The 25,178-nt window shown below is 71.6% G+C and carries 26 protein-coding genes; 14 read left to right on the forward strand and 12 right to left on the reverse strand.

Going from position 1 to position 25,178, the window contains the following annotated elements; genetic code table 11:
* Positions 1–326: 326 nt before the first annotated feature.
* Positions 327–2,231 carry a rhamnogalacturonan lyase gene (locus ACIA8N_RS10910; protein ID WP_365779957.1) on the forward strand — a complete coding sequence of 635 codons (1,905 nt, stop codon included), beginning with the start codon at positions 327–329 and terminating at the stop codon, positions 2,229–2,231.
* A gap of 212 nt (positions 2,232–2,443) precedes the next feature.
* On the opposite strand, the gene ACIA8N_RS10915 is transcribed toward ACIA8N_RS10910, so the two are convergent.
* The 4 genes from ACIA8N_RS10915 to ACIA8N_RS10930 all read right to left on the reverse strand — a co-directional run bounded on the left by ACIA8N_RS10915 (position 2,444) and on the right by ACIA8N_RS10930 (position 6,020).
* Positions 2,444–3,313: an alpha/beta hydrolase gene (locus ACIA8N_RS10915; protein ID WP_365779959.1), complete on the reverse strand. Its 870-nt coding sequence runs from the start codon at positions 3,311–3,313 to the stop codon at positions 2,444–2,446.
* 120 nt (positions 3,314–3,433) lie between these two features.
* Positions 3,434–4,438: an NADP-dependent oxidoreductase gene (locus tag ACIA8N_RS10920; protein WP_365779961.1), complete on the reverse strand. Its 1,005-nt coding sequence runs from the start codon at positions 4,436–4,438 to the stop codon at positions 3,434–3,436.
* A 114-nt stretch (positions 4,439–4,552) separates the two neighbouring features.
* Positions 4,553–5,227, reverse strand: a complete 675-nt coding sequence (locus ACIA8N_RS10925) for a hypothetical protein (RefSeq protein WP_365779963.1) — start codon at positions 5,225–5,227, stop codon at positions 4,553–4,555.
* Between the two features lie 100 nt (positions 5,228–5,327).
* Positions 5,328–6,020 (reverse strand): SDR family oxidoreductase, encoded by a 693-nt coding sequence (locus ACIA8N_RS10930; RefSeq protein ID WP_365779965.1) that lies wholly within the window; start codon positions 6,018–6,020, stop codon positions 5,328–5,330.
* Positions 6,021–6,136: 116 nt separating this feature from the next.
* Here ACIA8N_RS10930 and ACIA8N_RS10935 point away from each other — a divergent pair, with 116 nt between their 5' ends.
* A complete protein-coding gene (locus tag ACIA8N_RS10935; protein WP_365779967.1) occupies positions 6,137–6,697 on the forward strand; it encodes a TetR family transcriptional regulator in 561 nt (186 codons plus the stop codon).
* A gap of 110 nt (positions 6,698–6,807) precedes the next feature.
* Here the strand turns inward: ACIA8N_RS10935 and ACIA8N_RS10940 are convergent, their stop codons facing one another.
* Together ACIA8N_RS10940 and ACIA8N_RS10945 are read right to left on the reverse strand one after the other, a co-directional pair.
* The gene (locus tag ACIA8N_RS10940) at positions 6,808–7,239 is read right to left on the reverse strand and encodes a nitroreductase/quinone reductase family protein (protein ID WP_365779969.1); all 432 of its coding nucleotides are present in this window, start codon (positions 7,237–7,239) and stop codon (positions 6,808–6,810) included.
* Positions 7,236–7,841, reverse strand: coding sequence for an NAD(P)H-binding protein (locus ACIA8N_RS10945; RefSeq protein ID WP_365779971.1), 606 nt, complete (start codon positions 7,839–7,841; stop codon positions 7,236–7,238). The genes ACIA8N_RS10940 and ACIA8N_RS10945 overlap by 4 nt, the downstream gene beginning before the upstream one ends.
* 58 nt (positions 7,842–7,899) lie before the next feature.
* Here ACIA8N_RS10945 and ACIA8N_RS10950 point away from each other — a divergent pair, with 58 nt between their 5' ends.
* Positions 7,900–8,295, forward strand: a complete 396-nt coding sequence (locus ACIA8N_RS10950) for a helix-turn-helix domain-containing protein (protein ID WP_365779973.1) — start codon at positions 7,900–7,902, stop codon at positions 8,293–8,295.
* Positions 8,296–8,355: 60 nt separating this feature from the next.
* Here the strand turns inward: ACIA8N_RS10950 and ACIA8N_RS10955 are convergent, their stop codons facing one another.
* Positions 8,356–8,802, reverse strand: coding sequence for a DUF1772 domain-containing protein (locus ACIA8N_RS10955; RefSeq protein ID WP_030211252.1), 447 nt, complete (start codon positions 8,800–8,802; stop codon positions 8,356–8,358).
* A 91-nt stretch (positions 8,803–8,893) separates the two neighbouring features.
* On the opposite strand from ACIA8N_RS10955, the gene ACIA8N_RS10960 reads away from it, so the two are divergent.
* A complete protein-coding gene (locus ACIA8N_RS10960; protein WP_365779975.1) occupies positions 8,894–9,508 on the forward strand; it encodes a TetR/AcrR family transcriptional regulator in 615 nt (204 codons plus the stop codon).
* A gap of 52 nt (positions 9,509–9,560) precedes the next feature.
* Here the strand turns inward: ACIA8N_RS10960 and ACIA8N_RS10965 are convergent, their stop codons facing one another.
* Both ACIA8N_RS10965 and ACIA8N_RS10970 read right to left on the reverse strand, forming a co-directional pair.
* Positions 9,561–10,787 (reverse strand): cation:proton antiporter, encoded by a 1,227-nt coding sequence (locus tag ACIA8N_RS10965; protein ID WP_365779977.1) that lies wholly within the window; start codon positions 10,785–10,787, stop codon positions 9,561–9,563.
* Positions 10,788–11,030: 243 nt separating this feature from the next.
* Positions 11,031–11,546 carry a M23 family metallopeptidase gene (locus ACIA8N_RS10970; RefSeq protein WP_365779979.1) on the reverse strand — a complete coding sequence of 172 codons (516 nt, stop codon included), beginning with the start codon at positions 11,544–11,546 and terminating at the stop codon, positions 11,031–11,033.
* Positions 11,547–11,945: 399 nt separating this feature from the next.
* Between ACIA8N_RS10970 and ACIA8N_RS10975 the strand changes: the two genes are divergently transcribed.
* The 8 genes from ACIA8N_RS10975 to ACIA8N_RS11010 all read left to right on the forward strand — a co-directional run bounded on the left by ACIA8N_RS10975 (position 11,946) and on the right by ACIA8N_RS11010 (position 18,631).
* A complete protein-coding gene (locus ACIA8N_RS10975) occupies positions 11,946–13,196 on the forward strand; it encodes an alpha/beta fold hydrolase (protein ID WP_365779981.1) in 1,251 nt (416 codons plus the stop codon).
* Between the two features lie 9 nt (positions 13,197–13,205).
* Complete coding sequence (locus ACIA8N_RS10980; RefSeq protein ID WP_365779983.1) at positions 13,206–13,838, forward strand: MBL fold metallo-hydrolase; 633 nt, start codon at positions 13,206–13,208, stop codon at positions 13,836–13,838.
* A 70-nt stretch (positions 13,839–13,908) separates the two neighbouring features.
* Entirely contained in the window at positions 13,909–14,688 is a 780-nt protein-coding gene (locus ACIA8N_RS10985) for an exodeoxyribonuclease III (RefSeq protein WP_365779985.1), read from the forward strand.
* Between the two features lie 116 nt (positions 14,689–14,804).
* Positions 14,805–15,248, forward strand: coding sequence for a DUF6278 family protein (locus ACIA8N_RS10990; protein WP_365779987.1), 444 nt, complete (start codon positions 14,805–14,807; stop codon positions 15,246–15,248).
* Between the two features lie 174 nt (positions 15,249–15,422).
* Positions 15,423–16,169 (forward strand): amino acid ABC transporter ATP-binding protein, encoded by a 747-nt coding sequence (locus ACIA8N_RS10995; protein ID WP_365779989.1) that lies wholly within the window; start codon positions 15,423–15,425, stop codon positions 16,167–16,169.
* A 14-nt stretch (positions 16,170–16,183) separates the two neighbouring features.
* Positions 16,184–17,101, forward strand: coding sequence for a glutamate ABC transporter substrate-binding protein (locus ACIA8N_RS11000; protein ID WP_365779991.1), 918 nt, complete (start codon positions 16,184–16,186; stop codon positions 17,099–17,101).
* A gap of 31 nt (positions 17,102–17,132) precedes the next feature.
* A complete protein-coding gene (locus tag ACIA8N_RS11005) occupies positions 17,133–17,777 on the forward strand; it encodes an amino acid ABC transporter permease (protein WP_365779993.1) in 645 nt (214 codons plus the stop codon).
* Positions 17,774–18,631 carry an amino acid ABC transporter permease gene (locus ACIA8N_RS11010; RefSeq protein ID WP_365779995.1) on the forward strand — a complete coding sequence of 286 codons (858 nt, stop codon included), beginning with the start codon at positions 17,774–17,776 and terminating at the stop codon, positions 18,629–18,631. Before ACIA8N_RS11005 ends, ACIA8N_RS11010 begins: the two co-directional genes overlap by 4 nt.
* A gap of 38 nt (positions 18,632–18,669) precedes the next feature.
* Here the strand turns inward: ACIA8N_RS11010 and ACIA8N_RS11015 are convergent, their stop codons facing one another.
* Positions 18,670–20,235 (reverse strand): alpha/beta fold hydrolase, encoded by a 1,566-nt coding sequence (locus ACIA8N_RS11015; protein ID WP_365779997.1) that lies wholly within the window; start codon positions 20,233–20,235, stop codon positions 18,670–18,672.
* 281 nt (positions 20,236–20,516) lie between these two features.
* Here ACIA8N_RS11015 and ACIA8N_RS11020 point away from each other — a divergent pair, with 281 nt between their 5' ends.
* The gene (locus ACIA8N_RS11020) at positions 20,517–21,776 is read left to right on the forward strand and encodes a cytochrome P450 (protein ID WP_365779999.1); all 1,260 of its coding nucleotides are present in this window, start codon (positions 20,517–20,519) and stop codon (positions 21,774–21,776) included.
* Here the strand turns inward: ACIA8N_RS11020 and ACIA8N_RS11025 are convergent.
* Positions 21,727–22,458, reverse strand: coding sequence for a hypothetical protein (locus tag ACIA8N_RS11025; protein ID WP_365780002.1), 732 nt, complete (start codon positions 22,456–22,458; stop codon positions 21,727–21,729). The genes ACIA8N_RS11020 and ACIA8N_RS11025 overlap by 50 nt on opposite strands.
* A 105-nt stretch (positions 22,459–22,563) precedes the next feature.
* On the opposite strand from ACIA8N_RS11025, the gene ggt reads away from it, so the two are divergent.
* Entirely contained in the window at positions 22,564–24,363 is a 1,800-nt protein-coding gene (gene ggt / locus ACIA8N_RS11030; protein WP_365780004.1) for a gamma-glutamyltransferase, read from the forward strand.
* A gap of 27 nt (positions 24,364–24,390) precedes the next feature.
* Here ggt and map read toward each other — a convergent pair whose 3' ends face one another.
* Positions 24,391–25,158 carry a type I methionyl aminopeptidase gene (gene map, locus ACIA8N_RS11035; protein ID WP_365780006.1) on the reverse strand — a complete coding sequence of 256 codons (768 nt, stop codon included), beginning with the start codon at positions 25,156–25,158 and terminating at the stop codon, positions 24,391–24,393.
* Positions 25,159–25,178: the final 20 nt, after the last annotated feature.

The raw sequence follows: 25,178 nt of genomic DNA on the forward strand, positions 1-25,178 counted from the left end.
GCGGAGTCGACGCGGCGGGCCGTCTCTCTGCGAGGCGGCCATGGCGCCGCCTTCCCGGCAGGCTCTCCGTCCGGACGGACTTCGACACCAGGCCCGCTCGCTCCTACGACCTGCGGGATGTCGCGCGGGGGAGCGAGGAAGCCACGGATCCGGTCAGGGATGCGGTCACGGATTCCAACACGAACGAACAGAGAAGCGCAGCACACTTCTTGACCTGACGTCAGCGGGTTCCTACGCTCGCAGCTGTGGGAGCGTTCCCACGCCCCTTGAGCACCCAGGCCCTGCGAGAAGCCGCGTCAGGGCACCCCCATGCCACGGAGGTCCTCATGGCCGACGCACACCGGAGCCACGGTTCGGCTCCGCGGACCACCCCCAGGGCGGGGAGCCGGTCGAGGAGCAGGCTGCTGCGCGGCGTGACCGCCGCCGCCCTCGCCTTCTCCGCGCTCGCCGGACTGCCGCAGACCGCGCACGCGGCCACCGCACGGCAGGTGGAGCGACTCGACCGGGGCCTCACCAGCACGCACACCAGCACCGGGAACCTGGTGTCGTGGCGCTGGCTCGCCACCGATCCGAACGACGTGGCGTTCAACGTCTACCGCGGCACCGTCAAACTCAGCTCCACACCCGTCACGGCCTCCACGAACTACTTCGACGCCGGAGCCCCCGACTCGGCCGACTACACGGTCCGAGCGGTGGTCAACGGCACGGAGCAGCCGTCCTCCGAGCACGCCCTCCAGTTCCGCCCCGGGTACCTCGACGTGCCGATCTCGCCGCCCGCCGGCGGGACGACCCCGGACGGCGTGGCCTACACCTACGAGGCCAACGACGCCTCCGCCGGCGACCTCGACGGCGACGGCAGGCTCGACCTGGTCCTCAAGTGGCAGCCGACCAACGCCAAGGACAACTCGCAGTCCGGCTACACCGGCAACACGATCGTCGACGGCATACGGCTCGACGGCACCCGGCTGTGGCGCGTCGACCTCGGCCGCAACATCCGTTCCGGCGCCCACTACACGCAGTTCCAGGTGTACGACTACGACGGCGACGGCCGGGCCGAGGTCGCCATGAAGACCGCCGACGGCACCCGGGACGGTACGGGCACGGTCGTCGGCGACTCCTCTGCCGACCACCGCAACTCCAGCGGATACGTCCTGGCCGGCCCCGAGTACCTGACGATGTTCAACGGCCAGACCGGCAAGGCCATGGGCATCGTCGACTACGTCCCCGCCCGCGGCACCGTGTCCTCCTGGGGCGACTCCTACGGCAACCGCGTCGACCGCTTCCTCGCCGGCACCGCCTACCTCGACGGCGCCCGCCCCTCCCTGATCATGGCCCGCGGCTACTACACCCGTACGGTCGTCGCCGCCTGGGACTGGCGGAACGGCCAGTTCACCCGCCGCTGGACCTTCGACACCAACTCCTCCACCAACACCGGCAAGGGTTATGACGGCCAGGGCAACCACAGTCTGTCGATCGCGGACGTCGACGCCGACGGCAGGGACGAGATCGTCTACGGCGCGATGACCGTCGACGACAACGGCGCCGGCCTCTGGACGAACCGGCTCGGGCACGGCGACGCGGGCCACGTCGGCGACCTCGACCCGTCCCGGGCCGGCCTGGAGTACTTCAAGGTCTCCGAGGACAAGACCAAGCCCGGCTCCTGGCTGGCCGACGCGCGCACCGGACAGGTCCTGTGGCAGACCGCCTCGGGCGCGGACAACGGCCGGGGCGTCGCCGCCGACATCCACGCCGGCAGCCCGGGCGCCGAGGCCTGGTCCGCCTCCGACACCACTCTGCGCTCGGCGACCGGAGCCTCCCTCGGCCGGGAACCGTCCAGCATCAACTTCCTGTCCTGGTGGGACGGCGACACCGTCCGCGAACTCCTCGACGGCACCCGCATCGACAAGTACGGCACCTCCGGTGACACCCGCCTGCTGACCGGCTCCGGTGTCTCCTCCAACAACACCACCAAGTCCACCCCCGCCCTGTCCGGCGACATCCTCGGCGACTGGCGCGAGGAGGTCGTCTGGCGGACCAGCGACAACCGCGCCCTGCGGATCTACTCGACGCCCCACCAGAGCGGCACCAGGATCACCACCCTGCTCCACGACACCCAGTACCGCACCGCCCTCGCCTGGCAGAACACCGCCTACAACCAGCCCCCGCACCCGAGCTTCTTCATCGGCGCCGGCATGCCCACCCCGCCGCGCCCGACTGTCTACACCCCCTGAACGACGGCGCGACACCCTGAACGACCGTGAGGAGACTCAGCGCCGGCCGCGGCGTCGTACCCCCTGGGAGCGGATGACCAGGAGCCCCGCCGCGGTCAGCGCGACAAGAGCGAGCGTGCGGGGCAGGACATCACGGGCAACGTGACGCGGGGCCCCGGCTGCTGTGCAGGCCGGGGGTTTTCCGGCCGTGGGCGGACGGCCGGACGCGACCGCTACGCCGCCAGGAATTCGAGCGCCCGCGCGACGAACCTGTCGTGGTACTGGAAGATCCCGCCGTGTCCGGCGTCGGGATAGAGCGGCTCCAGCTCGCCCCGGGGCAGCCGGGCCGCCAGGTCCAGGGTGTTCTCGCTCGGGACCATCCGGTCGCTCTCGCCGTTGGCCACCAGGACCGGTTGGTGGATGTGCGACAGATCGGTCGGCGTCTGGAGGCCCCAGCGGTGGATGGCCTTCAGCTGGGCGCGGAACGAGGAGACCGAGATGGCCTTGTCGCGGTCGTCCGTGCGCTCCTTCAGCCGGTCCAGGAAGGCGTGGGCCGCCCGGCGGCCCACAGCGGTGTCGGGGAAGAAGAGGTACCGCTTCGGGTCGTTGCGGGTCGCGACGCCTCTGAGGATGTCCTTGATGGTGATCCGGGTGACCTTGTCGATGCCGGGGCCTCCGGCGGGGCCCGTGCCCGCGAGGATGACCTTGCGTACGAGCTGGGGCTCCTGCGCCGCGATGACCTGGGCGATGAAGCCGCCCATCGACAGGCCGAGCAGGTCGACCCGGTCGTACCCGAGGGCCCGGACGAACAGCACCGTGTCGCGGGCCATCGCCTCGATGGTGTCGGGCGTGGAGCCGCCGGACGCGCCGACGCCGCGGTTGTCGTAGGTGATCACCCGGCGATGGGCGGCGAGTCCGTCGACGACGCGGGGGTCCCAGTTGTCCAGGACCGCGGACAGGTGGTTGAGGAGGATCAGTGGCACGCCGTCGTCCGGGCCGAGCTCCCGGTAGACGAAGTCCACACCGCGCACGGACACGGAGCGGGTCGGCGTGTTCGCGTACGAGGTCGGGGTGGGGGTGCGGGAACTGGACGGTGTGCTCATGACCGGGTCCTAGAGGAGTGCGGGGGGAGTGGGGCGGTGCGGCAGTGGGGCAGTGGGGCAGTCGGGGTGTGCGGGCTCGTCTTCGTCGGCGACGGTCAGCGCCTGAGTTCGTTCCCGTCCTCACGTCATCGCGACGACGACCTTGCCGGCCTTGGCCCGCCCCTTCTCGACGTAATCCATCGCCTGGAGCGTCTCCTCGAACGGGAAGACGCAGTCGACGACAGGGCGGATCCTTCCGGCGTCGATGAGGGGGGTGAGCTCGCGCAGCTGGTCGCCACTGGCCTTCATGAACAGGAACGAGTACGTCACGCCCTGACGCCTGGCGCTGCGCCGGGTCCTGAAGCTCAGCGCACTCATGGCCAGGCGGAGGACCGGGTTCGCGCCGAGTTCGCGGGCGAAGGCGGCGTCGGGCGGACCCGCGACGCTGATGGCCATGCCCCCGGGCTTGAGGATCCGCAGGGATTTGGCGAGGTTCTCGCCGCCGAGGCTGTCCAGGACGACGTCGTAGCCGTCGAGGACGGTCTCGAAGTCCTGGGTGCGGTAGTCGATGACCTCGTCCGCGCCGAGTTCCCTGACCAGATCGGCCTTGGCGGTGCTCGCTGTGGTGGCCACGTGCGCGCCCAGCGCCTTGGCCAGCTGCACGGCGACGGAGCCGAGGCCGCCTGCGCCCGCGTGGACGAGGACCTTCTGGCCCGGCCGTACGCGTGCCCGTTCGACCAGTGCCTGCCATGCCGTGAGGGCGACCAGGGGGAGGGACGCGGCCTCGGTCATCGTGAGGCTGTCCGGCTTCGGGGCCAGATCGTCCTGGTGGACGGCGAGGCGTTCGGCGAAGGTGCCGATGCGGTCCTTGTCCGGCCGGGCGTAGACCTCGTCGCCCACCGCGAAGCGGGTGACGGACGGGCCGACCCGGACGACCTTCCCTGCGAGGTCGTTGCCCAGGACGAGCGGGAGACGGTAGGGCAGGAACGACTTGAAGGCCCCGTCGCGGAGCTTGATGTCCAGCGGGTTGACGCTCGCCGCCCGGATCTCGACCAGGACGTCCTCGGCGCCGACCCGCGGGTCGGGTACCTCGGCGGCGCGCATCCCGGCCGGACCGCCGTACTTCTCGACCAGGAAAGCCTTCATCGTCGTCTCCGTTCCGATCCCCGTCCGCGGGAGGACGGGGTCTTCGTTCGTACCGGGCTTCTCCCAGTACGAGACAGTTTGTGGCGTTCTGTTGACTGTGGCGCAGGCTGTCGCTCACTCGGCCGCCTTCGCCCTTCGGGCCACCGGTACGACCGGGGCGGCGACGCGGTCGGCGACGCCTCCCTGGAGGTGGTTCAAGGAGGCGGCGATCCCCTCGTGGGGCGCGCCGAGCGGCACCGCGCTGACCTCGGCCGGGCGGGTGTACTGCTCGTCGGTCACCCGGACGTCGAGGGCGCCGAGGCGGCTGTCGAGCCGGCCGAGGTCGCGCGGGCCGATGATCGGGACCAGCGTGGCCACCGAGCGGGCGGCGCGCTCGCGCACCCAGGCGACCACCACCTGGGCGGGCGCCACGCCCGGTCTCCTCGGCGACGGCCAGGACGGTGTCGACGACGGCGCCCAGTTCTTCAGGTCCGCGAGGGTCACCGTGCGAGAGACGCGCCAGGCGGGAAGTCGGACAAGGCGGCGTGGTGGATCTTGCCGGCGCTCACCAGGTCGTCGAGTCCGTGCAGGAGCGGAGATCGGCTTTCCGGTCAGCTCCTCCGCCTCCCCGAACTGGTAGCCGTCCGCGCTGCCGAGGAGGGTGCCGCCCGCCTCGGCGAACCGGTCGGACATGCGGCGGGCCTCTTCCGGCTCGGCGCCGGCGCTCCGGCCGGTACCGAAGTTCGCCGTGCCGGGCGCGTACTCGGACACGCGCAGTCCGGTCCGGTGTCCGAAGGTCGTGTAACGCATCCGGTGTCCTTGCGTCAGGAAGCTCGGAGACCTGAGGCCTGAGGGCTCGGTCTGAGGGCGTCGCGTCGGTCTGAGGGCGGAGGCCTCGCGGTGGGGAGCCTCAGGCGGCGTTCGGCTGCGGCGTGGCGGCCAGGCTCTGCTTGACCTGACGGCTGAGTTCGTCGGCGACGATCTCGGGCAGGCCCGTCTCGATGCCGCGCAGGGCCTGCGCCGCGACGTCGGAGGCGGAGACCTTCTGGTCGGCGGGGATGCCGGCGGCCATGTCGGTGTCCATGTAGCCGACGTGCAGCGCCGAGACGGCGATGCCGCGCGGCGCCAGCTCGTCGCGGGTCGCACCGGTCAGCGCCCAGGCGGCGGCCTTGGACGCGGCGTAGGAGCCGAGGCCGGCCGGGTGCAGCCAGGACAGGACGGACAGGACGTTCAGTACGGCGCCGCCGCCGTTGCCCTCGATGACGGGGGCGAAGGCGCGGGTCGCGGCGAGCGGGCCGAAGAAGTTGGTCTCCATCTCCCGGCGCACCTCGTCGGTGTCGCTGCCGATCAGCGTCGCGCCGGTGGAGATGCCCGCGTTGTTGATCAGCAGGGTCGCATCCGACGCGATGCGGGCGGCCGCACGTATCGATGCCTCGTCCGTCACGTCGAGCCGCAGGGGGGTCACGCCCGGCACGTCGACCGTCTCGGGGCGGCGGGCCGCCGCGTACACCTTCGCGCCGCGCTCCGCGAGCTGGGCGGCCAGGTGCCGCCCGAGGCCCCGGTTGGCGCCGGTGACGACCGCGACCGCGTTGTTCAGATCCATGCCTGCTCCTGGTCTTCGGCGGGTGCCGTCGAGCTGCCCGCACATTTAGATTATGCAACCAATCTAAACACGGGTCTACGATAGATGCCAGTCGACATCCAAATGGGAGGGTGATCATGGGCCGCGTATCGCAGGCGCAGGCGGAGGAGAACCGCAGGCGGGTGGTGGACACCGCTTCGCGGCTGTTCCGGGAGCAGGGCACTCAGGTGAGCGTCGCCGACCTGATGAAGGCGGCCGGCCTGACCCACGGCGCCTTCTACAAGCAGTTCGCCTCCAAGGAGGCGCTCGTCGACGAGGCCACCGCCCACGCGTTCGAGGAGCTCACCCGGGGCCACACCGCAGGCCTCGCTCGGTACGGCGGGCAGCGCGAGGCCGCCCAGCGGGCGCTGATCGACGCCTACCTCTCCGTCGAACACCGCGACGACGCGGCGGACGGCTGCCCGGTCGCCGCGCTCGCGACGGACATCGCGCGCGAGGGTGGAGGGGCCGAGGCCCGGCGTGTCTACACCGAGGGCGTGGCCGATTTCGCCGCCTTCCTCGGCGGAGAAGACCAGGACGGCATCGCCCGCCTCTGCACGCTGTTCGGCGCCCTGGTCCTGTCCCGGGCGACCAAGGGCTCCCCGCTCTCGGAGGAGATCCTCGCCGCGGCGCGCACGGCCTTGACGGAAACCGCCTGACCGGCGGCGTGGCGTCAGGCGTATGCCGGTCGCGCCTCGCGCGGGCGACCGGGCCGACCGGGCGTTCACGGCCTCGCGACCCCACAGCGGGGCACCCGGTGGGTGGACCGTCAGCCCGCCCGCTCCACCGGGGTGACCAGGACCAGGGGGATCTCCCGGGCCGTCGTGGTGCGATAGTGCGCGTACGAGGGCATCGGGGCCACCACCGCCGGCCTCAGGCGCGCCGACTCGGCCGCCGCGGCCGGCCGGGCCGTCGCGGTGAGGGTGGCCGCGCCGACCTGGAGGGTGACCGCGGGGGAGGCCGGCAGGGTCAGGTACCAGGCCGGGTGGCGGTCCGCGCCCGTGCCGGACGCCGTCAGGACGTACGCCTCCCCGTCCCGGACGTGTGCCGGCGCCGTGGGGCGCAGGGGGCCGGACCTGCGGCCCCGGGTGGTCGGAAGCAGGTCGGCCGTTCCGGGGCGGGGGTGGCCACCGGTCTCCTCGAAGCGGCGGATGTGGTCGGCGATCCGGGGGTTCGGATTGTCGTGGACCGTGTCGTTCATGCGGCGGACACTCCCGCATGGGTCCGGTGCAGGGTCGGGGCTTCGGCCTCGTCCAGCAGCGCGCGGGCGAAGTCCTCGTGCGTGATCCGGCTTCCGGCGGCCGACGGAGCGCGCACGTATCCGCCCGAGGGCTCGCCCACCGGGTCGAAGTCCCCTGCCGGGCTCAGTACCGCCCAGTCCAGTGCCTCCGGCGCGCTCGCCCGCAGCGCCGCGGTGCCGGCACCGTGGCCGACGTATAACTCCCGCCACTCCTGCGGACATCCGGGGGCGTCCATCAGCAAGTCACCGGACGCGGTGGGCGGTACGGATGCCGGCCCCACCGACACCAGCCGCTTCACCCCGGCGGCCGGTAGCCCCTCCGCGAGGGCGCGGGCGACGGCGGGGAAGAACTCGCCGGGGGCTGCCCCGGGCTCGCACACGGCGACGATCGCCGCGTCGTGCCCGGCCGCGAGCCGCGCCACGGCCGCAGGATCGGTCACGTCACCGTCGCTCCGCGAGGCCGTGGTGACCTCGTGGCCCCGCCGCCGGCCCTCCGCCACGGTCGCCCGGCCGACCCGGCCGTCGGCCCCGAAGGCGATGATTCTGCTGCTCTTCGCTTCCATGGCCGGAGCGTGGGCCGAGGGCTGGTTTCCGATCGGATACCGCCTTACGGCGAGGATCGTGACGAAGCCGCAGGCCGGACGGGCCGCTCTGGATCCCGAGACGTTCGACCCCGTCTGCCCGTCCCCGCTGGTGCCGTTCCGCGTGGGCGACAAGTGGGCCGCGCTGATCCCGCGATGCCTGCAGGACGGTCCCCGCCGGTTTTCGGAGCTCAAAGTCCCGCTGCGCGGTGTCGCGGCGAAGTCGCTGACCCAGTCCGTGCGCGGGCTGAAGCGGGACGGTTTCGTCGTACGGGAGGAGTTCGAGGGCACGGAGCGGCGTGTCGAGTACGCCCTGACCCCGCTCGGCCTGGGTCTGCTGGGCCCGCTGGACGCCGCCTGCGCGTGGACGCGGGAGCACTGGGACGAGCTCATCGACGCGCGAGCGGCGAGCCCTTCGGGGGCGGCGGATCTCTGACCGCACCAGGAGGCAGGTCGGTGACCGGCCCCCGCTGGAGCCGACGCCTCGCCCCCGGGCTCAGGCGAGGGCGGTGACCAGCAGGGTGAAGGCGGCGATGATGACGGCGACGCGGACGTAGTGGAAGCGGTCCCAGCGGTTCAGCTGCTCCTTCCAGTCCTCCGGCCGGTTCTCGGGGGTCCACGTCTTGTTCCGGTTGTTGATCGGGACGAGCAGCAGGAGCGACATGACCACGCTGAGGATCAGCAGCGCGCCGGCGGTGACGAGGAGTCCGGCGCCGTCCTGGTCCCATCCGGCGACGGCCCAGACCGCGACGAGGACGAGCGAGCCGATGTACCAGAACGGCATGACGGCGCCGAGCATCCGGCCGCCGTGGCTTCGGGCGAGCTGGCTGCTGTCGTCGGGGAGGGCGCTGACGATCGGGTTGATGACGAAGGCGACGGAGAACTCCACCCCCACCATCAGGCCGACGATCACGGTGGTGACGATCTCAAGTGCGTCGAGCATGGCGGCCACTCCTTGAATCTAGTGTTGCTAGATGATGGGGCAACGCTAGTACTACTGCCGCTTGGTTGTCTAGCGGTGCTAGGATCGAATCATGTCGGTACAAGAACGCAAGGAGCGCGAAAGGGCTGTCCGCGAGCGCCTCATCGTGGCGACGGCCCGCGAACTCGCCGAGCAGCAGGGCTGGGACGCGGTCACCACCCGCCGGCTCGCCGAGCGCATCGAGTACAGCCAGCCCGTCCTCTACAGTCACTTCCGCGGCAAGCGCGAGATCATCGGCGCCGTCGCCCTGGAAGGCGCCGCCGAGCTGGCCGTGGCACTACGGGCCGCGACGTCCGCCGCCACGTCCGCCGCGACCGCCGCAGCGGCCCCTGCCGCGGGCGACCCGCGCGCCCGGGTCAGCGCCCTCGCCCGCGCCTATCTCGACTTCGCCGAGCGCAACCCGGCGGTCTACGACGCCATGTTCCAGCTCGACGGCGGTCTGGCGTTCGCGGACGAGGACACTCCGGAGCCCTTGAAGGACGGCTTCGCCGCCCTCCTCGAGACGCTCGCCGAGGTCGCGGGGGAGGGGGTCCATCCGGGCCTGTTCACCGAGGTGTTCTGGGCGGCCCTGCACGGGCTGGCCACCCTCACCCGGGCGGGCCGGTTGCCCAAGGGGGACGCCGAGCGGCGAGCCGAGCTGCTGGTGGACCGGCTCGCCGTGGTGTGACGCGTCGTCGCGGCGGGCGGCGGACCGGGTGTGCGTTCCGGTCCGCCGCGTCTCACTCCGCGCCCCGAGGTTCCGGCGAGCCGTTCCGGCGGCGGGCGTAGAGGCGGCCGAGGGGCTCGGTGCTCAAGCCGTGCAGCACGATGCTGACCATGACGGTGATCACCATCACCCGGGAGATGAAGTCGCCTCCGCCGGTGGCGGGCAGCTCGAGCGCGGCGAGCAGGCCGAAGACCACCGAGGTCACTCCTCGCGGCCCCATCCACCCGAGGAACAGGGCGTCGGACAGGGGCAGGTCCGTACCGATCAGGGCGAGCGTGACGGGCACCAGGCGCACCAGGGTGACGGCGAGCAGAGCGTAGAGGATGACGGACAGGTGGAAGCCGTCCCAGAACTCGTCGTTGACCAACTGGCCGAAGAGGAACCAGAGGGCGAGCGTCAGCAAGGTCACCAGGTCGTCCGTCATCGTGACGGTGCCCGCCGGGACACGCCGCAACGCCGGAGCGATGCAGACACCGGCGACGAAGGAGGCGACGAAGCCGTTGCCGCCCATGGCCCCGGACAGCGAGTACGCGGCGATGGGCACGCTCAGCACCGCGAGCCTGGTCGCCACAGGGAGCGTCCAGCCCCTCTCCCAGGACCGGCACAGCAGCCATCCGCTCACGTAGCCGATCAGTGATCCGGCTCCGACGGCCAGGACCGCCGCTCCGACGGCGTGGAGGAGGGCCGCGGCGTAATCCGCGCCCGCCGTGTGGGTCTCGGCGGCGGCGGCGACGCAGAGCAGGAACAGCGGTGAGACGATGCCGTCGCTCAGGCCGCCCTCGACGACGAGTACGTCCCGGAGGCGTGCCGGGATGCGCCTGTCCTTCACGACGGCCGCGGTGGGCGCCAGGTCGAGGGGGACGACGACGGTCGCCAGGGCCGCGAGGACCCATCCGGGCTGATCGGGGAAGAAGACGAGCGCGGTCAGGAAGGCGGCGCCCAGGGTCATCGGCAGCGCGGCCCCCAACAGGCGGGCGATGACCCGCCTCTCGCGCCGGATGACTCCTGCCGGAACCTCGGTCGCGTCGACGAAGAGCAGCAGGGCGAGGACGACCTCCACGGCGTGCTCGAAGCCGGCCATGTCGCCGAAGTCGAAGACGAGCGGCGGGTCGGAGCCACTGGTGAGGGCGATGCCCGCCACCATCATGGCGACCGGTGCGGTGATGCTCCAGAGCGCGAGCCGCCGTGAGAGGACGCACCAGGTGAACAGGATGCCCGCGATGACGGTTACGGCAAGCAAGACCATCCGCGCTTTCGGAGGGGTTCCCGGAAAGACGCAGCGTAGGGCGAATGCCGCGGCGGCTCGTGCGAGCACGCCGACGGCCGCGCGTCAGGTCCCCGACGCCGCCGAGGCGACGCGTCCACCTGTCGTACGCGCTGTCGACCTGGGAACGGCCGTTCCGCTTCTGCGTGCCGCGCCTTTGCCGCCCCCGCCACTCCCGACGGCGCACGGCGCGCCGTCGGGAGTGGCGGACGTGCGCGGTCAGGCGCGCGTGTTGACGCTCACCGGCCGCGATCCGGTGGGCGGCGTCCAGCCCTGAAGCGTGGCCGGGATGCCGACGCGGGTGTTGCGGTTGATGACCTGGAAGTGGAGGTGCGCGCCGTTCGCCGCCCCGGTGGCCCCCGACCAGCCGATGATCCGGCCCTGCGGGACCCAGTCGCCCGTGTTGTGGATCGCCCGGTTGAGGTGCGCGTAGTGGGTGCACTGGCCGTTCGAGTGGCGGATGATCACCTCGATCCCGTTCTGCCAGTACGGCGACCAGTCCGAGACGAGGACCGTGCCGCCCTGCGCGGCGGAGACCTCGTAGTTCGCGGGCAGTGCGAAGTCCCAGGCGTACTCGTTGTACGGGCCGGTGTGCGAGTACGTGCCCTCGGGGCCCTGGGTGACGAGGTAGGACTCACCCGCCGGGTAGGGAAGTTCGTAGGAGTGGTCGACGGCCGAGGCGGGGGCGGCCGCGATGAGGCCGATCCCTGCGACGGTGAGTGCCGAGCTCGCCATGGCGCCGAGTCTGAGGAGAAGTCGTCTCGCCTTGCGCACTGCACGCCTCCTGTGGGGAGTCTGCGTCGGACCGGGAACACTGGCATCAACTGTCCTGTGGGACAAGGCTGTTGAAAGAGCTCGCAGAAAGTCGGTGAAGGCCGGCTCGGGAACGCGGGCGCCCGGACCGACCTCGGTCGGGCGGGAGTGGCAGGGGCGATGGTGGCCGGCCACGGGGCCGGTGATCGGCGCGGAGTCGGCGCCGCCGGCGATGGGGCCGCCGAGATTCCGGCGTGAGGTCGAACAGGGGGCCCGGGTCCTTCTCCGATTCATGCGGCATAGGCACGGCTATGGGGGCAGCTTCACGCAGCCGGGCCCCCGGCTATGGGGGGAGCCGTGGGAGATGAGAGGGTCTGGCGGGTGAGTGAGACATCGACGAACACCCTGCAATACCGCGTAGACGGGCCGGACGAGGCCCCGGTCCTGGTCATGGGGCCGTCCCTCGGCACCACATGGCACATGTGGGACCGGCAGATACCCGAGCTCACCCGGGACTGGAAGGTCGTGCGCTTCGACCTCCCCGGGCACGGCGGCGCGCCCGCCCAGCCGTTCGGTTCCGTCGCCGAGCTCGGCGACCGGCTGCTCGCCACCCTCGACGAGATCGGCGTCCAGCGCTTCGGCTACGCCGGCTGCTCGCTCGCCGGCGCCGTCGGCCTGGACCTCGCCCTGCGGGCCCCGCACCGGGTCGCCTCCCTCGCCCTCGTCGCCACCTCGCCCCGGTTCGGCAGCGCCGACGAGTTCCGGCAGCGCGGTGTCATCGTCCGCACCAACGGCCTCGAACCCATGGCCCGTACCGCCCCCGAGCAGTGGTTCACCCCGCTCTTCGCCGGCGCGCAGCCCGCCATCGTCGACTGGGCCGTCCAGATGGTCCGTACGACCGATCCCGGCTGCTACGTCGCCGCGTGCGAGGCCCTCGCCGTCTTCGACGTGCGTGAGGCCCTGGGCCGTATCGGCGTCCCCGCGCTCGTCCTCGTCGGTTCCGAGGACCAGGTCACAGGACCCGCCGAGGCCCGCACCCTGGTCGCGGGCATCGCGGACGCCCGCCTCGCCGTCGTCCCCGGTGCCTCGCACCTCGCCCCCGTCGAGCAGCCCGCCGCCGTCACCGACCTGCTCACCGAGCACTTCGCGGGCACCGCCCCGGAGACCAGCGGCACGCTGACCGTGCCGCCCCTGCCGGTGTCCGCGGTCCCCCTGGCCGTGCCCGCCCCCGCCGCCGAGCCCGCGGAGGCCGGCCGCCCCGACCCGTACGAGCGGGGGCTCGGGCTGCGCCGGGAGGTCCTCGGCGACGCCCATGTCGACCAGGCCCTCGCCGACGACCCCGACGGAGGCTTCCAGGAGCTGGTCACCCGCTACGCGTGGGGCGAGGTCTGGAGCCGTCCGGGCCTCGACCGGCGCACCCGCAGCGTCGTCACCCTGACGGCCCTCATCGCCGGCGGCCACCGGGAGGCCCTCGCCGACCACACCCGCGCCGCCCTCCGCAACGGCCTGTCGCCCGAGGAACTGCGCGAGATCGTGCTCCACGCGGGCGTGTACTGCGGCTTCCCCGCGGCGGAGACCGCGCTGCGGGTCGTGGCCCGCGTCGTCGAGGAGGAGACGACGCCCCCGGCGTAACCTGGCGGCGTGAAGCTGACGAAGAAGTCCCACGCGTGCGTGCGGCTGGAGAAGGACGGACGGACGCTCGTGCTGGACCCGGGAGGGTTCACCGAGGAGGACGCGGTCCTCGGGGCCGACGCCCTCCTCGTCACGCACGAGCACCCCGACCACTTCGACGAGGGCCGCCTGCGCGCGGCCCTCGACGCCAACCCGGCCGCCGAGGTCTGGACGCTGCGCAGCGTCGCCGGTCAGCTGTCGGCGGCCTTCCCCGGGAGGGTGCACACCGTCGGTCACGGCGACGCCTTCTCGGCGGCCGGGTTCGACGTCCAGGTGTACGGCGAGCTGCACGCGGTGATCCACCCGGACATCCCGCGCGTCACCAACGTCGGCTTCCTCGTCGGCGGCACCGTCTTCCACCCCGGCGACGCGCTCACCGTCCCCGACCGGCCCGTGGACACGCTGCTGCTGCCCGTCATGGCCCCCTGGAACAAGATCTCCGAGGTCATCGACTACGTCCGCGAGGTGAAGCCGCGCCGGGCCTACGACATCCACGACGCCCTGCTCACCGATCTCGCCCGGCCCATCTACGACCGCCAGATCGGCGCCCTCGGCGGCACCGACCACGACAGGCTCGCCCCCGGCGCCTCCACCGAGCTGTGAGCGCTCGTCGACGAGCCGTCCCTGCCCGGTGAGGCGTCGGTTGTCGGACCCCGCACGTAGGCTTGCGGGCATGCGCATCGCCACCTGGAACGTCAATTCGATCACCGCCCGGCTGCCCCGGCTCCTGGCCTGGCTGGAGAGCAGCGGCACGGACGTGCTGTGCATCCAGGAGACCAAGTGCACCGCCGAGCAGTTCCCCACCGAGGAGCTGCGCGCCCTCGGATACGAGTCCGTGGTCAACGCCACGGGCCGGTGGAACGGCGTGGCGCTGGTCTCCCGCGTCGGCCTCGCGGACGTGGTCACGGGCCTCCCCGGCGGTCCCGAGTACGAAGGGGTCGAGGAGCCCCGGGCGATCTCGGCGACCTGCGGCCCGGTCCGCGTCTGGTCGGTGTACGTGCCGAACGGCCGGGAGGTGGCCCACGACCACTACGCGTACAAGCTGCGCTGGCTGGAGGCGCTCAAGGCGGCCGTCGGGGACGACGCGGCGGCGGACAGGCCCTTCGCCGTCCTCGGCGACTACAACATCGCCCCGACCGACGACGACGTCTGGGACATCGCCCTGTTCGAGGGCGCCACGCACGTGACGGAGCCGGAGCGGGCCGCCCTCGCCGGCCTGCGCGAGGCCGGTCTGACCGACGTGGTCCCGCGCCCCCTCAAGTACGACCACCCCTACACGTACTGGGACTACCGCCAGCTCTGCTTCCCGAAGAACAAGGGCATGCGCATCGACCTGGTCTACGGCAACAAGCCGTTCGCCGAGGCGGTCACCGACAGCTATGTGGACCGTGAGGAGCGCAAGGGCAAGGGCGCGTCGGACCACGCGCCCGTCGTCGTCGACCTGGACGTCTAAGGGGTGTCTTCCGGACCATCCGGGGCTCTCGGGCCGGTTGCCGGCCCGGCCCGGCGGCGGGATGATCTCCGCGCGCCGGGTGGTCGACCCCGAGGTGACGGTGCGAGGCTGTTCAGATGAACATCCCGTTTCTGGACCAATGGCGCAAGCGGCATGAGCCCCCCTCTCCCGGTGCCTCGCTGGCCGCGGCCTTCGACCGCGACCCGGAGGGAGTGGGGGAACTGCTCGCCGAGTGCGAGCTGCTGCGCGCCCGGGTCGCGGACACCGGGGTGTCGCTCGACGACACCCCGCGTTCCCTCCAGGAGCTGGACCAGCTGCCGCCGCGCTGGCGCGACGATCCGGAGGAGCTGCCCTGGGTCGGGAACGACGCCGGGCTCTACCTCGGCACGGTGATCGTCCGGAACGTGCGGGGCGCCCGCTGGCAGGTGCTGCCGAGCGGCGGACCGGTCGTGCGGCTCGCCTCCGGCCGGGAGATCCATGTCGTCGGGGCGGGTCTCGACTGGGCGATGACGGGGTCGCCCGAGCTGTCCCAGGTGTACGCGGAGGCCGCCGAGTACTGAGCCCGCCCCCGCCCGGAATTGGAAGCGCGCCCCCGCCATCTGTCGTACAGCCGTGCCACCCTTCCGCAGCAAATACGGTTTTTCCCGTTTTCATGCGTGTCAGCCGTGAAGTCCCTTTCCCGGTGGATAGTTTGCGTTGACTCGACACCGCTGAGAAATGGGGCAGGGCAGCGTATGGCCGTCGTCGATCCGCTGATCGAACTGCGTGGCGTCAACAAGCACTACGGCACGTTGCACGTCCTCCAGTCCATCGATCTCACCGTCGGCCGGGGGGAGGTGGTCGTCGTCATCGGCCCGTCCGGGTCCGGCAAGTCCACCCTCTGCAGGGCGATCAACCGCCTGGAGCGCGTGGAGTCGGGCGAGATCCTCATCGACGGACAGCCGCTCCCCGAGGAGGGCAAGGCGCTCGCCCGGCTGCGGGCCGAGGTCGGCATGGTCTTCCAGTCGTTCAACCTCTTCGCGCACAAGACCGTCCTCGCGAACGTCTCCCTCGCACAGCTCAAGGTCCGCAAGCGCAGGAAGGACGAGGCCGACCGGCGGTCCCGCGAACTCCTCGAACGCGTCGGACTCGCCGCGCACGCCGACAAGTACCCGGCGCAGCTCTCCGGCGGCCAGCAGCAGCGCGTGGCCATCGCCCGCGCCCTCGCCATGGACCCCAAGGCGCTGCTCTTCGACGAGCCGACCTCGGCGCTCGATCCCGAGATGATCAACGAGGTCCTGGAGGTCATGCAGCAACTCGCCCAGGAGGGTATGACGATGGTCGTCGTCACGCACGAGATGGGCTTCGCCCGCTCCGCCGCCAACCGGGTCGTCTTCATGGCCGACGGGAAGATCGTCGAGGACCGCGCCCCGGAGGACTTCTTCACCGCCCCGCGCAGCGAGCGCGCCAAGGACTTCCTCTCCAAGATCCTCAAGCACTGAGCGGGGTGGGAACCATGCAGCGCACGCACCGGACCCCGCTCGCTCTCGCCCTGCTGCTCGCCGTGACGGCGGCGCTCGGCGGCTGCGGCAGGGAGGGCAGCCCGCCCGTCAAGGGCCCCCAGCCCGAGCAACTCCCCGTCTACCAGGTCCAGTCGGACTTCACCCTGCCCGACTCCGCCACCTGGAACCGGGCGAAGAAGCGCGGCCGGCTCGTCGTCGGCGCCAAGGAGGACCAGCCCTACATGGGCGAGAAGGACCCGGCCACCGGCCGCTACTCGGGCTTCGACATCGAGATCGCGAAGATGATGGCGGCCTCCCTCGGCTTCGACCCGGCCGGCATCGACTTCCGTACGATCGCCTCGGCCAACCGCGAGACGGCCCTGCAGAACGGCCAGATCGACTACTACGTCGGCACCTACACCATCAACGACAACCGCAAGAAGCTCGTCGGCTTCGCCGGACCCTACTACCAGGCCGGCCAGTCCCTCCTGGTCCGCACGGACGAGAACCACATCAAGGGCCCCCAGGACCTGGCGGGCAAGCGCGTCTGCTCGGCCGCCGGCTCCACCCCGTACCAGCGGATCGAGAAGGACTACCCGCAGGCCGAACTCGTCGCCTACGACACGTACTCGGCCTGCGTGGACAACCTCCTGACCTACCAGGTCGACGCCGTCACCACCGACGACACGATCCTCATGGGCTACGCCGCGAAGGTCCCCGACGAACTCAAGGTCGTCGGGGAGCCGTTCTCGAAGGAGCCGTACGGCATCGGCGTCCCGCGCGGCGACAACGCGCTGCGCTTCGCCCTCGACGACGCCATCGCCGCCCACGAGAAGAACGGCGACTGGAAGAAGGCGTACGACGCCACCCTCGGCCTCTCCGGGGTCCCCGCACCGCCGCCGCCCGCCATCGACCGCTACCCGGCGAGCTGACCCGGAGGAGCCCCCACATGGAGTCACTGGCATGGACGTCCTGACCGACAACTTCTCGCTCTACGGCAAGGGATTCCTCGGCACCGTCGAACTCACCGTCTACGCATCCGCGCTGGCCCTCGTCCTCGGCTTCCTCATGGCCTCGTTCCGCGTCGCGCCCGTCGGCTCCTTCCGGGTCTTCGGCACGGTCTGGGTCACCGTCCTGCGCAACACCCCGCTGACCCTGCTCTTCTTCGCCGTCATGCTGGGCCTGCCCCGGTTCGGACTCGTGCTGCCCTTCCAGCTGTTCGCGGTCCTCGCCCTCGGGTGCTACACCTCGGCCTTCGTCTGCGAGGTGCTCCGCTCCGGCATCAACACCGTGCCGCGCGGCCAGGGCGAGGCCGCCCGAAGCCTCGGCATGACCTTCACCCAGACCCTCGGCACGGTCGTCCTGCCGCAGGCCTTCCGCACGGTCATCCCGCCGATCGGCTCCACCCTGATCGCCCTCGCCAAGAACTCGGCCATCGCGGGCGCGTTCAGCGTCACCGAGCTCCTCGGCACCTACAAGACGCTGAGCGAACTCGGTTACAACATCGTCTGGACCTTCGTCTGGATCGCCGTCGGATACCTGATCATCACCCTCACCATCAGCGCCCTCTTCCACGTGCTGGAGAAGCGCTGGGGAGTCGCCCGATGACCGAGTCCACCGCCCTCTACGACATCCCCGGCCCGCACGCCAGGCGGCGCCACCTCCTCTACGGCCTCGCGTCGACCGTGGTGCTCCTCGCCCTGGCCGGCTGGCTCCTCTATCTCCTCTTCGACACCGACCAGTTCACCTCCACCAAGTGGTCGCCCTTCCTCTACGAGGGCATCCAGGAGCTGCTGCTCGAAGGCCTCGGCAACACCCTCAAGGCCTTCGCGTACGCCTCGGTGCTCTCGCTCGCCCTCGGGGCGGTCCTCGCCACCGGGCGTCTCTCCGAGCACCGGGTGCTGCGCTGGATCTCCACCCTGATCGTCGAGTTCTTCCGCGCCATGCCGGTCCTCGTGATGATCTTCTTCATCTTCGTGGCGCTCAAGGTGCAGCCGCTGCCCGCGCTCGTCGCCGGACTGACCCTCTACAACGGCTCCGTGCTCGCGGAGGTCTTCCGCACCGGAATCCACTCCGTCGCACGCGGCCAGGGCGAGGCCGCGTACGCGCTGGGCATGCGCAAGACGCAGGTCATGACCTACGTCCTGACGCCGCAGGCGGTCCGCGCGATGCTGCCCGCCATCATCAGCCAGCTCGTCGTGGCCCTCAAGGACACGTCGCTCGGGTTCCTCATCACCTACGAGGAGTTCCTGCACGCGGGCAAGCTGATCGCGTCGAACCTCGACTACGACCTGCCGTTCATCCCGGTCGTGCTCGTCATCTCACCCATCTACATCGGCATGTGCATGCTCCTCTCCTGGTTCGCCACCTGGGTGGCCCGCAAGGAGCGCCGCAACCCGAAGACCAAGGCCGTGGAGGTCGCTCCGGCCGAACCACAGACGCTGCTGCCGGGACAGCCGTAGCGAGCGAGGAGCCGCACCCGCCCGGCAGCAGCCGGTGATCACTCCTTCCGCAGCGGTACCGACACGTACGACGGGTCGGCCGCGGGGGAGGAGAAGGTCAGCTGCGCGCCGGTCGGGTTGTGCTCGATGTAGAGCGGATCGACGGTGTCGACGACCAGCGCGAGCCGGTGCCCTGCCGGTACGTCGTACGCCGTGGAGAACAGCTCCAGGTCGACGGGGAAGGGCGTTCCCGGGGTCCGGTCGTGGAAGGTGTACGGGGCGTTGCTGATCAGCTTGCCGACGCCGAGCGGGCCCACGTCGTAGAGGTACGCGACGAGGGTGCCGCTGCTCTCGGCGGGGGTGACGGTGGTGTGCACCTTCACCGTGCCGCGCACCCGCTGTGCGGTGTCGTACCGCACCGACTGCCAGACGCCGGCGAAGGCGCGGGGCAGCAGGGGGACGGAGACCAGGGGAGGGGTGCGGAGGAACTGGTCCAGTGCGTTGGTGAGCAGGGTGATGCCGCCGTTGGCGCCGGAGTCGACGTTCGCCCAGATCCGCTGCGTACCGTCGAGGTCGAACTTGCGCTGGTTCGCGTGGACGGACTTCCAGTCGGGGTAGCCCTCGTAGCCGCCGGTCGAACGGGACTTGAGCTGGACGGGCTGCTCGCGGTCGATGCCGTTGTCGACGCCCTTGAGGTGGTGGTCGAACCAGCGGTGGGCGCTGGTCCAGGTGTCGTTGGGCAGTCCGAACAGGCCGGTGGCCTCGGCGGTGGCGTGGTCGCCCGGGCGGAACTCCAGGCGCTTGGGGCCGGTCAGCTTCTCGTAGAAGCTCGCGTACTGGTTGGGCGGGAAGATGGTGTCCCCCCAGGCGTTGCCGAGCATGATCGCGGCGCCGTTGGCGTTGATCCGGTCCAGGTGGGCGGCGGGGGAGCGGGTACGGCCCCAGGCGATCATCTCGTCCTCCTTGTCGAGGTTCGACGAGAGGAAGTCGCCCAGGATCTCCTTGAGTTCGGGTCCGGGCCGGCCCGTCAGATATCCGGCGCCGCCGAGCAGGGCGGCGGCCTGGAGGTGCTGGGTGCGGCCGCTGTAGATGGACTCGATGAGGTCGGCCCAGCCGCTGAGCGCGGCGACCGCCTTGATGCGCGGGTCGTGGGCGGCGGCGAGGAGGCTGATCCCCGCCCCGTACGAGACGCCCGCCATGCCTATGTGATCGGGGTCGGACGGCGTGTTCGCGAGGGCCCAGTCGACGACCTTCGAGGCGTCGGCGATGTCCTTGGGGCCCGCGGTCTCGATCTCTCCGCCGGACTGCCAGAAGCCGCGCGAGTTGTAACTGACCACGACGTAACCGGAGTCGGCGAGCTGCTTGGCCTGGGCGAGGTACTCGATCTGGGGCATGGCCCAGCTGGTGGGGAGCACGATCAGGGGGTGGCGGGCGGCGGCGCCGGCACCGGCGGGGGTGACGACGTTCGCCTTGAGGACGGTGCCTCCCTCTCCGGCGATGTCGACGAAGCGGATGCCGGTGTCGGTGCTCGTGCCGGTCTCTTCGGCCTGGGCGGCGGGGGCGAGCCCGAGGGCCGTCCCGGCCACGAGGGCGGCCGAGACGGCGAGGGCCAGGGATGTGCGCACGGGTCACTCCTCACTGGGGACACTGCTGGGGCGTGATGGGGGGCAGTGAAAGTGACCCGACGGTAACCTCGGTCTCTTACCCGTGGTAACCGGTCGGTATGTTACGTGCGAGTAACGATTGCACCCGCGGCGGTGGCCGCGGCCTCGGCGTGCGGCGAGTTTCGGCAGGTGGGCCGCCGGGCTCGCCCGGGCGAGCGCCTGTGTGATCAGTCCTACGAAGACCGCCCCTGACCTGTCATGATGGGAACGTCTTCACCCCTGGACAGCTGTCGGCGGGAGGCATGGTGGGGGACGCGAGCGACGTGCCTGATGTCTTCGATCCGCGGATCTACGCCGCCGGGATCCCGCACGACCGCTTCCGCGCGCTGCGCGATCTGGCCCCCGTCGCCCGGCAGGCGGAGCCGGAGATCCTGGGGTGGCCCGCGGGGACCGGCTTCTGGGCCGTCACCCGGCACGCCGACGTCGTCCGGGTGCTCAAGGACTCGGGAACGTACTCCTCGTGCATCGGCGCCACCCAGATCCGCGACCCCGACCCCGCCGACCTGCCGTTCATCCGGCGCATGATGCTCAATCAGGACCCGCCGCTGCACGGTAGGTTGAGGCGGCTCGTCAGCCGGGCCTTCACCCCGGGGCGGATCGAGCGCTTCGGCGCCACCGCGCGCGAGCGGGCCAGGACCCTGATCGCCGCCGCGGTGGCGGACGGCGGCGAGACGGACCTCGTCCGGACCGTCACCGACGACTACGCCCTGCTCAACCTGACCGACCTGCTCGGCGTCCCCGCGAGCGACCGGGGACTCCTCCACGCCTGGACGGAGCGGGTCATCGCCTACCAGGACCCCGACGAGCCGCCCGTCCTCGACGCCGAGGGGCGGCCGGTCAACCCCCGCTCGCCCGCCATGCTCGCCGAGATGTTCGCCTACGCCCAGGAGCTCGCCGCCTACAAGCGCGAGCATCCCGCCGACGACGTCATGACCTCGCTCGCCACGTCCGAACTCGTCGACGCCGAGCTGGAGATGTTCTTCTTCCTGCTGACCGTCGCAGGAAACGACACCGTCCGCAGCGCCGGCCCCGGCGGACTCCTCGCCCTCGCCGAACACCCGGACGAACAGCGGAGGCTGTGGGCGGGGCAGGTGGGCCTGGACACCGCGGTGGACGAACTCCTGCGCGTGCACCCGCCCGTGCTGTCGTTCCGGCGCACCGCGGCCCACGACACCGAGCTGGCCGGTCAGCCCATCCGGCGCGGCGACAAGGTCGTCGTCTTCCACGCCTCCGCCAACCACGACGAGCGCGTCTTCCCCGACCCGCACCGCCTCGACCTCGGCCGGACCCCGAACCCGCACGTCTCCTTCGGCGACGGCCCGCACGTCTGCCTGGGCGCCCACTTCGCCCGGCTCCAACTCCGTGTCCTGCACGAGGAGGTGCGCCGGGCCTGCGGCGGCCTGGAACTCACCGGACCGCCCCGCCGGCTCGTCTCCAACTTCATCAACGGCGTCAAGTCGCTGCCGGTGCGGCTGCGGGAGCCGTCAGCGCCGCGCGCGTGACATCGGCCACCAGCTCCACCACATCAGGGCCGTACGCCTGGGTGTTGACCACCTTGAGGAGCAGGACGAAGGTGCCCGAGCGGTGAGTGCGCGCCAGGGACTCGTGGTGGCGGGCCAGGTAGCGGGTCGCCGCCTGGTTGGTGATGGCACGTTGCCCGCAGAAGAGGAAGACGGGCCGGCCTCCCTCCCCGGCCGTGAGCCGGGCGAGTATCACGTACTCGGCGACCCCCTTCTCCATGAGGTGCTGCTCGCCGCCGACCGTGATCGATCCCCGGACGTCGCTGGGCTGCACGTCCACGTTCATGGTCACACCGGGGAGCAGGGTCGCGAGATGCGCGGCCGTGCGTCTGTTCGAGTACGGTCCGCCGACACAGAACTCGGTCCGGTCCCCGAAGCCCTGGTGGGCCACATCGTGCGCGAGGATCCGGGCCTGTGCCCCGCAGTCCTTGATGAGCGCGGAGAGTTCGAGCATCGCGAAGACGTCGAAGCGGTGCACGACGTTGTCGCCGCCCGCCTCGCGGTTCACCACGAGCAGGCACTCCGAGCCCGCCGGAAGCCCGAAGAACGCCTGCTTCCGGCGGAGCCTGCGCCGCCAGAGGTACGTACGGGCCAGCCAGCCCAGGGACGCGCTGACCCCGGTCGCCAGGACTCCCAGCACGATGTTGCGCACGTCTTCGTTCATGGGCGCGCATGTTAGGGCATGTCCGGCCCCGTGTTCGAGGCGGTCCTGACGGAACGGGCCCGGGGAAGTTACGCTGCGCGGACGGTCGTTGACTGGAGGTTGCGCATGCGTCGATCCGCCGCTCGGAAGGTCTCCGTTCTCGCTGTCGCGGTGACGGTCCTCTCGATGGGCGCCGCCGCGCCTCCCGGAGCCCCGCCGTCACCGGTCAAGGTGCCAGTCGCCGTCGGCTACGGCGGCGCCGTCGCCAGTGTCGACGCCGACGCCTCGGCCGTCGGCGTCGAGGTGCTCCGCAAGGGCGGCAACGCGGTGGACGCCGCCGTCGCCGTCGCGGCCGCCCTCGGCGTCACCGAGCCCTACTCGGCGGGCATCGGAGGCGGCGGCTACTTCGTGTACTACGACGCGAAGAGCCGGACCGTGCACACCGTCGACGGGCGCGAGACCGCGCCCCGCTCCGCCGACGCGAACCTCTTCGTGGAGGACGGCAGGCCCATCCCCTTCGAGGAGGGCATGACCAGCGGCCTCGGCGTCGGCACCCCCGGCACCCCGGCGACCTGGAAGACCGCGCTCGACGCCTGGGGCAGCAAGCGGCTCGGAACCCTCCTGGAGCCCGCCGAGCGCCTGGCCCGGGAGGGTTTCACCGTCGACCCGACCTTCCGCGCGCAGACCGCGGCCAACGAGGCGCGCTTCCGCGACTTCGCCGCCAGCTCCGAACTCTTCCTTCCGGGCGGGCAACTGCCCGTGGTCGGCTCCGTCTTCAAGAACCCCGACCTCGCCCGTACGTACGACACGATCGGCCGCCAGGGCGTCGGCGCGCTCTACCGGGGCCCGCTCGCCCGCGACATCGTGAACACCGTCCGGACACCCCCGGTCCGCCCGGACACCACCCGCAAGGTCCGGCCGGGTGACCTGACGGAGGGCGATCTCGCCGCGTACCGCACCGAGTCGCTCCGTCCCACGAAGGTCTCGTACCGGGGCCTCGACGTCTACGGCATGGCCCCCTCCTCCTCCGGCGGCACGAGCGTCGGCGAGGCCCTCAACATCCTGGAGGGCACCGACCTCGCCGCCGCCTCCCCGACCCGCTATCTGCACCGGTACATCGAGGCCAGCCGCATCGCCTTCGCCGACCGGGGCCGCTGGGTCGGCGACCCGGCCTTCGAGCCGGTGCCGACGCGCGGCCTGCTCTCCCAGCGGTACGCCGACTCCCGCGCCTGCCTGATCCGCGACGACGCCGTCCTGACCAGCCCCCTGGCGCCCGGGGATCCGAACAGTCCGGTGCCGTGCGCGAGCGGCGGCACGGCGGCCCCGACCACGTACGAGGGCGAGAACACCACCCACCTCACCGTGGCCGACAAGTGGGGCAATGTCGTCGCCTACACGCTCACCATCGAGTCCACCGGCGGCAGCGGCATCACCGTGCCCGGCCGGGGCTTCCTGCTCAACAACGAGCTGACCGACTTCTCCTTCGCCCCGGCCAACCCGGCCGTGCACGACCCGAACCTGCCCGGACCCGGCAAGCGGCCGCGCTCCTCGATGTCCCCGACGATCGTCCTCGACGGACACGACCGGCCCGTCCTCGCCCTCGGGTCCCCGGGCGGCGCGACCATCATCACCACCGTCCTGCAGACCCTCACCGGGGTCGTCGACCGGGGCCTGCCGCTCGTCGACGCCATTGCCGCGCCCCGCGCCAGCCAGCGCAACCAGGCGACCACCGAACTCGAACCGGGTCTGTGGAACAGCCCCGTCAGGGCCGAGCTGGAAGCGATCGGGCACGGTTTCCGGCAGAACGCGGAGATCGGTGCGGCGACCGGCGTTCATCGCCTCCCGGACGGTCGCTGGGTGGCCGCCGCGGAGACGGTCCGCAGGGGCGGCGGCTCGGCGATGGTGGTCCGGCCGGCGGGGAGGTAGCCGGCCCGGAGCCCTCCGAGGCTCGTCCTACAGCGCCGTCAGCACGCGCGGGCCCTGGTCGGTGATCGCCACCGTGTGCTCCGCGTGCGCGGCGCGCGACCCGTCGAGGGTGCGGATCGTCCAGCCGTCGCGTGCCGTGTAGTGGTCGTCCGTCCCGCCCCCGATGAGCATCGGCTCGATCGCGAGCACCATCCCGTGGCGGAGCTTCATGCCCCGGCCCGGGCGTCCCTCGTTCGGGACGCCCGGGTCCTCGTGCATCGTGCGGCCGATGCCGTGGCCGCCGAAGCCGTCCGGGACGCCGTACCCGGCGGCCCGGCAGACCCTGCCGATCGCGTGCGCGATGTCGCCGATGCGGTTGCCGACGACGGCCGCCGCGATGCCCGCCTCCAGGGCAGCCTCCGCCGCGGCGATCAGCCGGGTGTCCTCCGGCCGGGCCGGGCCGACCGTGAAACTGACGGCCGAGTCGCCCGCCCAGCCGCCGAGCAGGGCCCCGCAGTCCGCCGAGACCAGGTCTCCGGGGGCCAGCACGGTGTCGTCCGGGATGCCGTGCACGATCGCGTCGTTGACGGACACGCACACGACCGCGGGGAACGGGACCGGCGCCCATTCCGGGCGGTAGCCCAGGAAGGGGGAGCCGGCGCCCGCGGCGTCCAGCACCTCCCGCGCGGCCTGGTCGAGCTCCGTCAGCTTCACGCCGGGCGCCGCCTTCTCCCGTACGGCCGCGAGGGCGCGCGCCACCACCCGTCCCGCTTCACGCATGGCCGTCAGGTTCTCGTTCGTCTTGATCTCCACCATTCCAATTACTATACCGGTAT

Origin of the sequence: Streptomyces sp. NPDC051822 (assembly GCF_044452745.1) — a bacterium.
Taxonomy (GTDB): domain Bacteria; phylum Actinomycetota; class Actinomycetes; order Streptomycetales; family Streptomycetaceae; genus Streptomyces.

What these genes read in the sequence shown, in the direction of transcription:
- ACIA8N_RS10915 (WP_365779959.1), bottom strand. Translation starts at nt 3,313, where the DNA reads ATGAGCACACCGTCCAGTTCCCGCACCCCCACCCCGACCTCGTACGCG.
- ACIA8N_RS10935 (WP_365779967.1), top strand. Translation starts at nt 6,137, where the DNA reads ATGGGCCGCGTATCGCAGGCGCAGGCGGAGGAGAACCGCAGGCGGGTG.
- ACIA8N_RS10955 (WP_030211252.1), bottom strand. Translation starts at nt 8,802, where the DNA reads ATGCTCGACGCACTTGAGATCGTCACCACCGTGATCGTCGGCCTGATG.
- ACIA8N_RS10910 (WP_365779957.1), top strand. Translation starts at nt 327, where the DNA reads ATGGCCGACGCACACCGGAGCCACGGTTCGGCTCCGCGGACCACCCCC.
- ACIA8N_RS11000 (WP_365779991.1), top strand. Translation starts at nt 16,184, where the DNA reads ATGCAGCGCACGCACCGGACCCCGCTCGCTCTCGCCCTGCTGCTCGCC.
- ACIA8N_RS10940 (WP_365779969.1), bottom strand. Translation starts at nt 7,239, where the DNA reads ATGAACGACACGGTCCACGACAATCCGAACCCCCGGATCGCCGACCAC.
- ACIA8N_RS11020 (WP_365779999.1), top strand. Translation starts at nt 20,517, where the DNA reads ATGGTGGGGGACGCGAGCGACGTGCCTGATGTCTTCGATCCGCGGATC.
- ACIA8N_RS10960 (WP_365779975.1), top strand. Translation starts at nt 8,894, where the DNA reads ATGTCGGTACAAGAACGCAAGGAGCGCGAAAGGGCTGTCCGCGAGCGC.
- ACIA8N_RS11010 (WP_365779995.1), top strand. Translation starts at nt 17,774, where the DNA reads ATGACCGAGTCCACCGCCCTCTACGACATCCCCGGCCCGCACGCCAGG.
- map (WP_365780006.1), bottom strand. Translation starts at nt 25,158, where the DNA reads ATGGTGGAGATCAAGACGAACGAGAACCTGACGGCCATGCGTGAAGCG.
- ACIA8N_RS10990 (WP_365779987.1), top strand. Translation starts at nt 14,805, where the DNA reads ATGAACATCCCGTTTCTGGACCAATGGCGCAAGCGGCATGAGCCCCCC.
- ACIA8N_RS10970 (WP_365779979.1), bottom strand. Translation starts at nt 11,546, where the DNA reads ATGGCGAGCTCGGCACTCACCGTCGCAGGGATCGGCCTCATCGCGGCC.
- ACIA8N_RS11025 (WP_365780002.1), bottom strand. Translation starts at nt 22,458, where the DNA reads ATGAACGAAGACGTGCGCAACATCGTGCTGGGAGTCCTGGCGACCGGG.
- ACIA8N_RS10920 (WP_365779961.1), bottom strand. Translation starts at nt 4,438, where the DNA reads ATGAAGGCTTTCCTGGTCGAGAAGTACGGCGGTCCGGCCGGGATGCGC.
- ACIA8N_RS11005 (WP_365779993.1), top strand. Translation starts at nt 17,133, where the DNA reads ATGGACGTCCTGACCGACAACTTCTCGCTCTACGGCAAGGGATTCCTC.
- ACIA8N_RS10925 (WP_365779963.1), bottom strand. Translation starts at nt 5,227, where the DNA reads ATGCGTTACACGACCTTCGGACACCGGACCGGACTGCGCGTGTCCGAG.
- ACIA8N_RS10945 (WP_365779971.1), bottom strand. Translation starts at nt 7,841, where the DNA reads ATGGAAGCGAAGAGCAGCAGAATCATCGCCTTCGGGGCCGACGGCCGG.
- ACIA8N_RS10995 (WP_365779989.1), top strand. Translation starts at nt 15,423, where the DNA reads ATGGCCGTCGTCGATCCGCTGATCGAACTGCGTGGCGTCAACAAGCAC.
- ggt (WP_365780004.1), top strand. Translation starts at nt 22,564, where the DNA reads ATGCGTCGATCCGCCGCTCGGAAGGTCTCCGTTCTCGCTGTCGCGGTG.
- ACIA8N_RS10930 (WP_365779965.1), bottom strand. Translation starts at nt 6,020, where the DNA reads ATGGATCTGAACAACGCGGTCGCGGTCGTCACCGGCGCCAACCGGGGC.
- ACIA8N_RS10985 (WP_365779985.1), top strand. Translation starts at nt 13,909, where the DNA reads ATGCGCATCGCCACCTGGAACGTCAATTCGATCACCGCCCGGCTGCCC.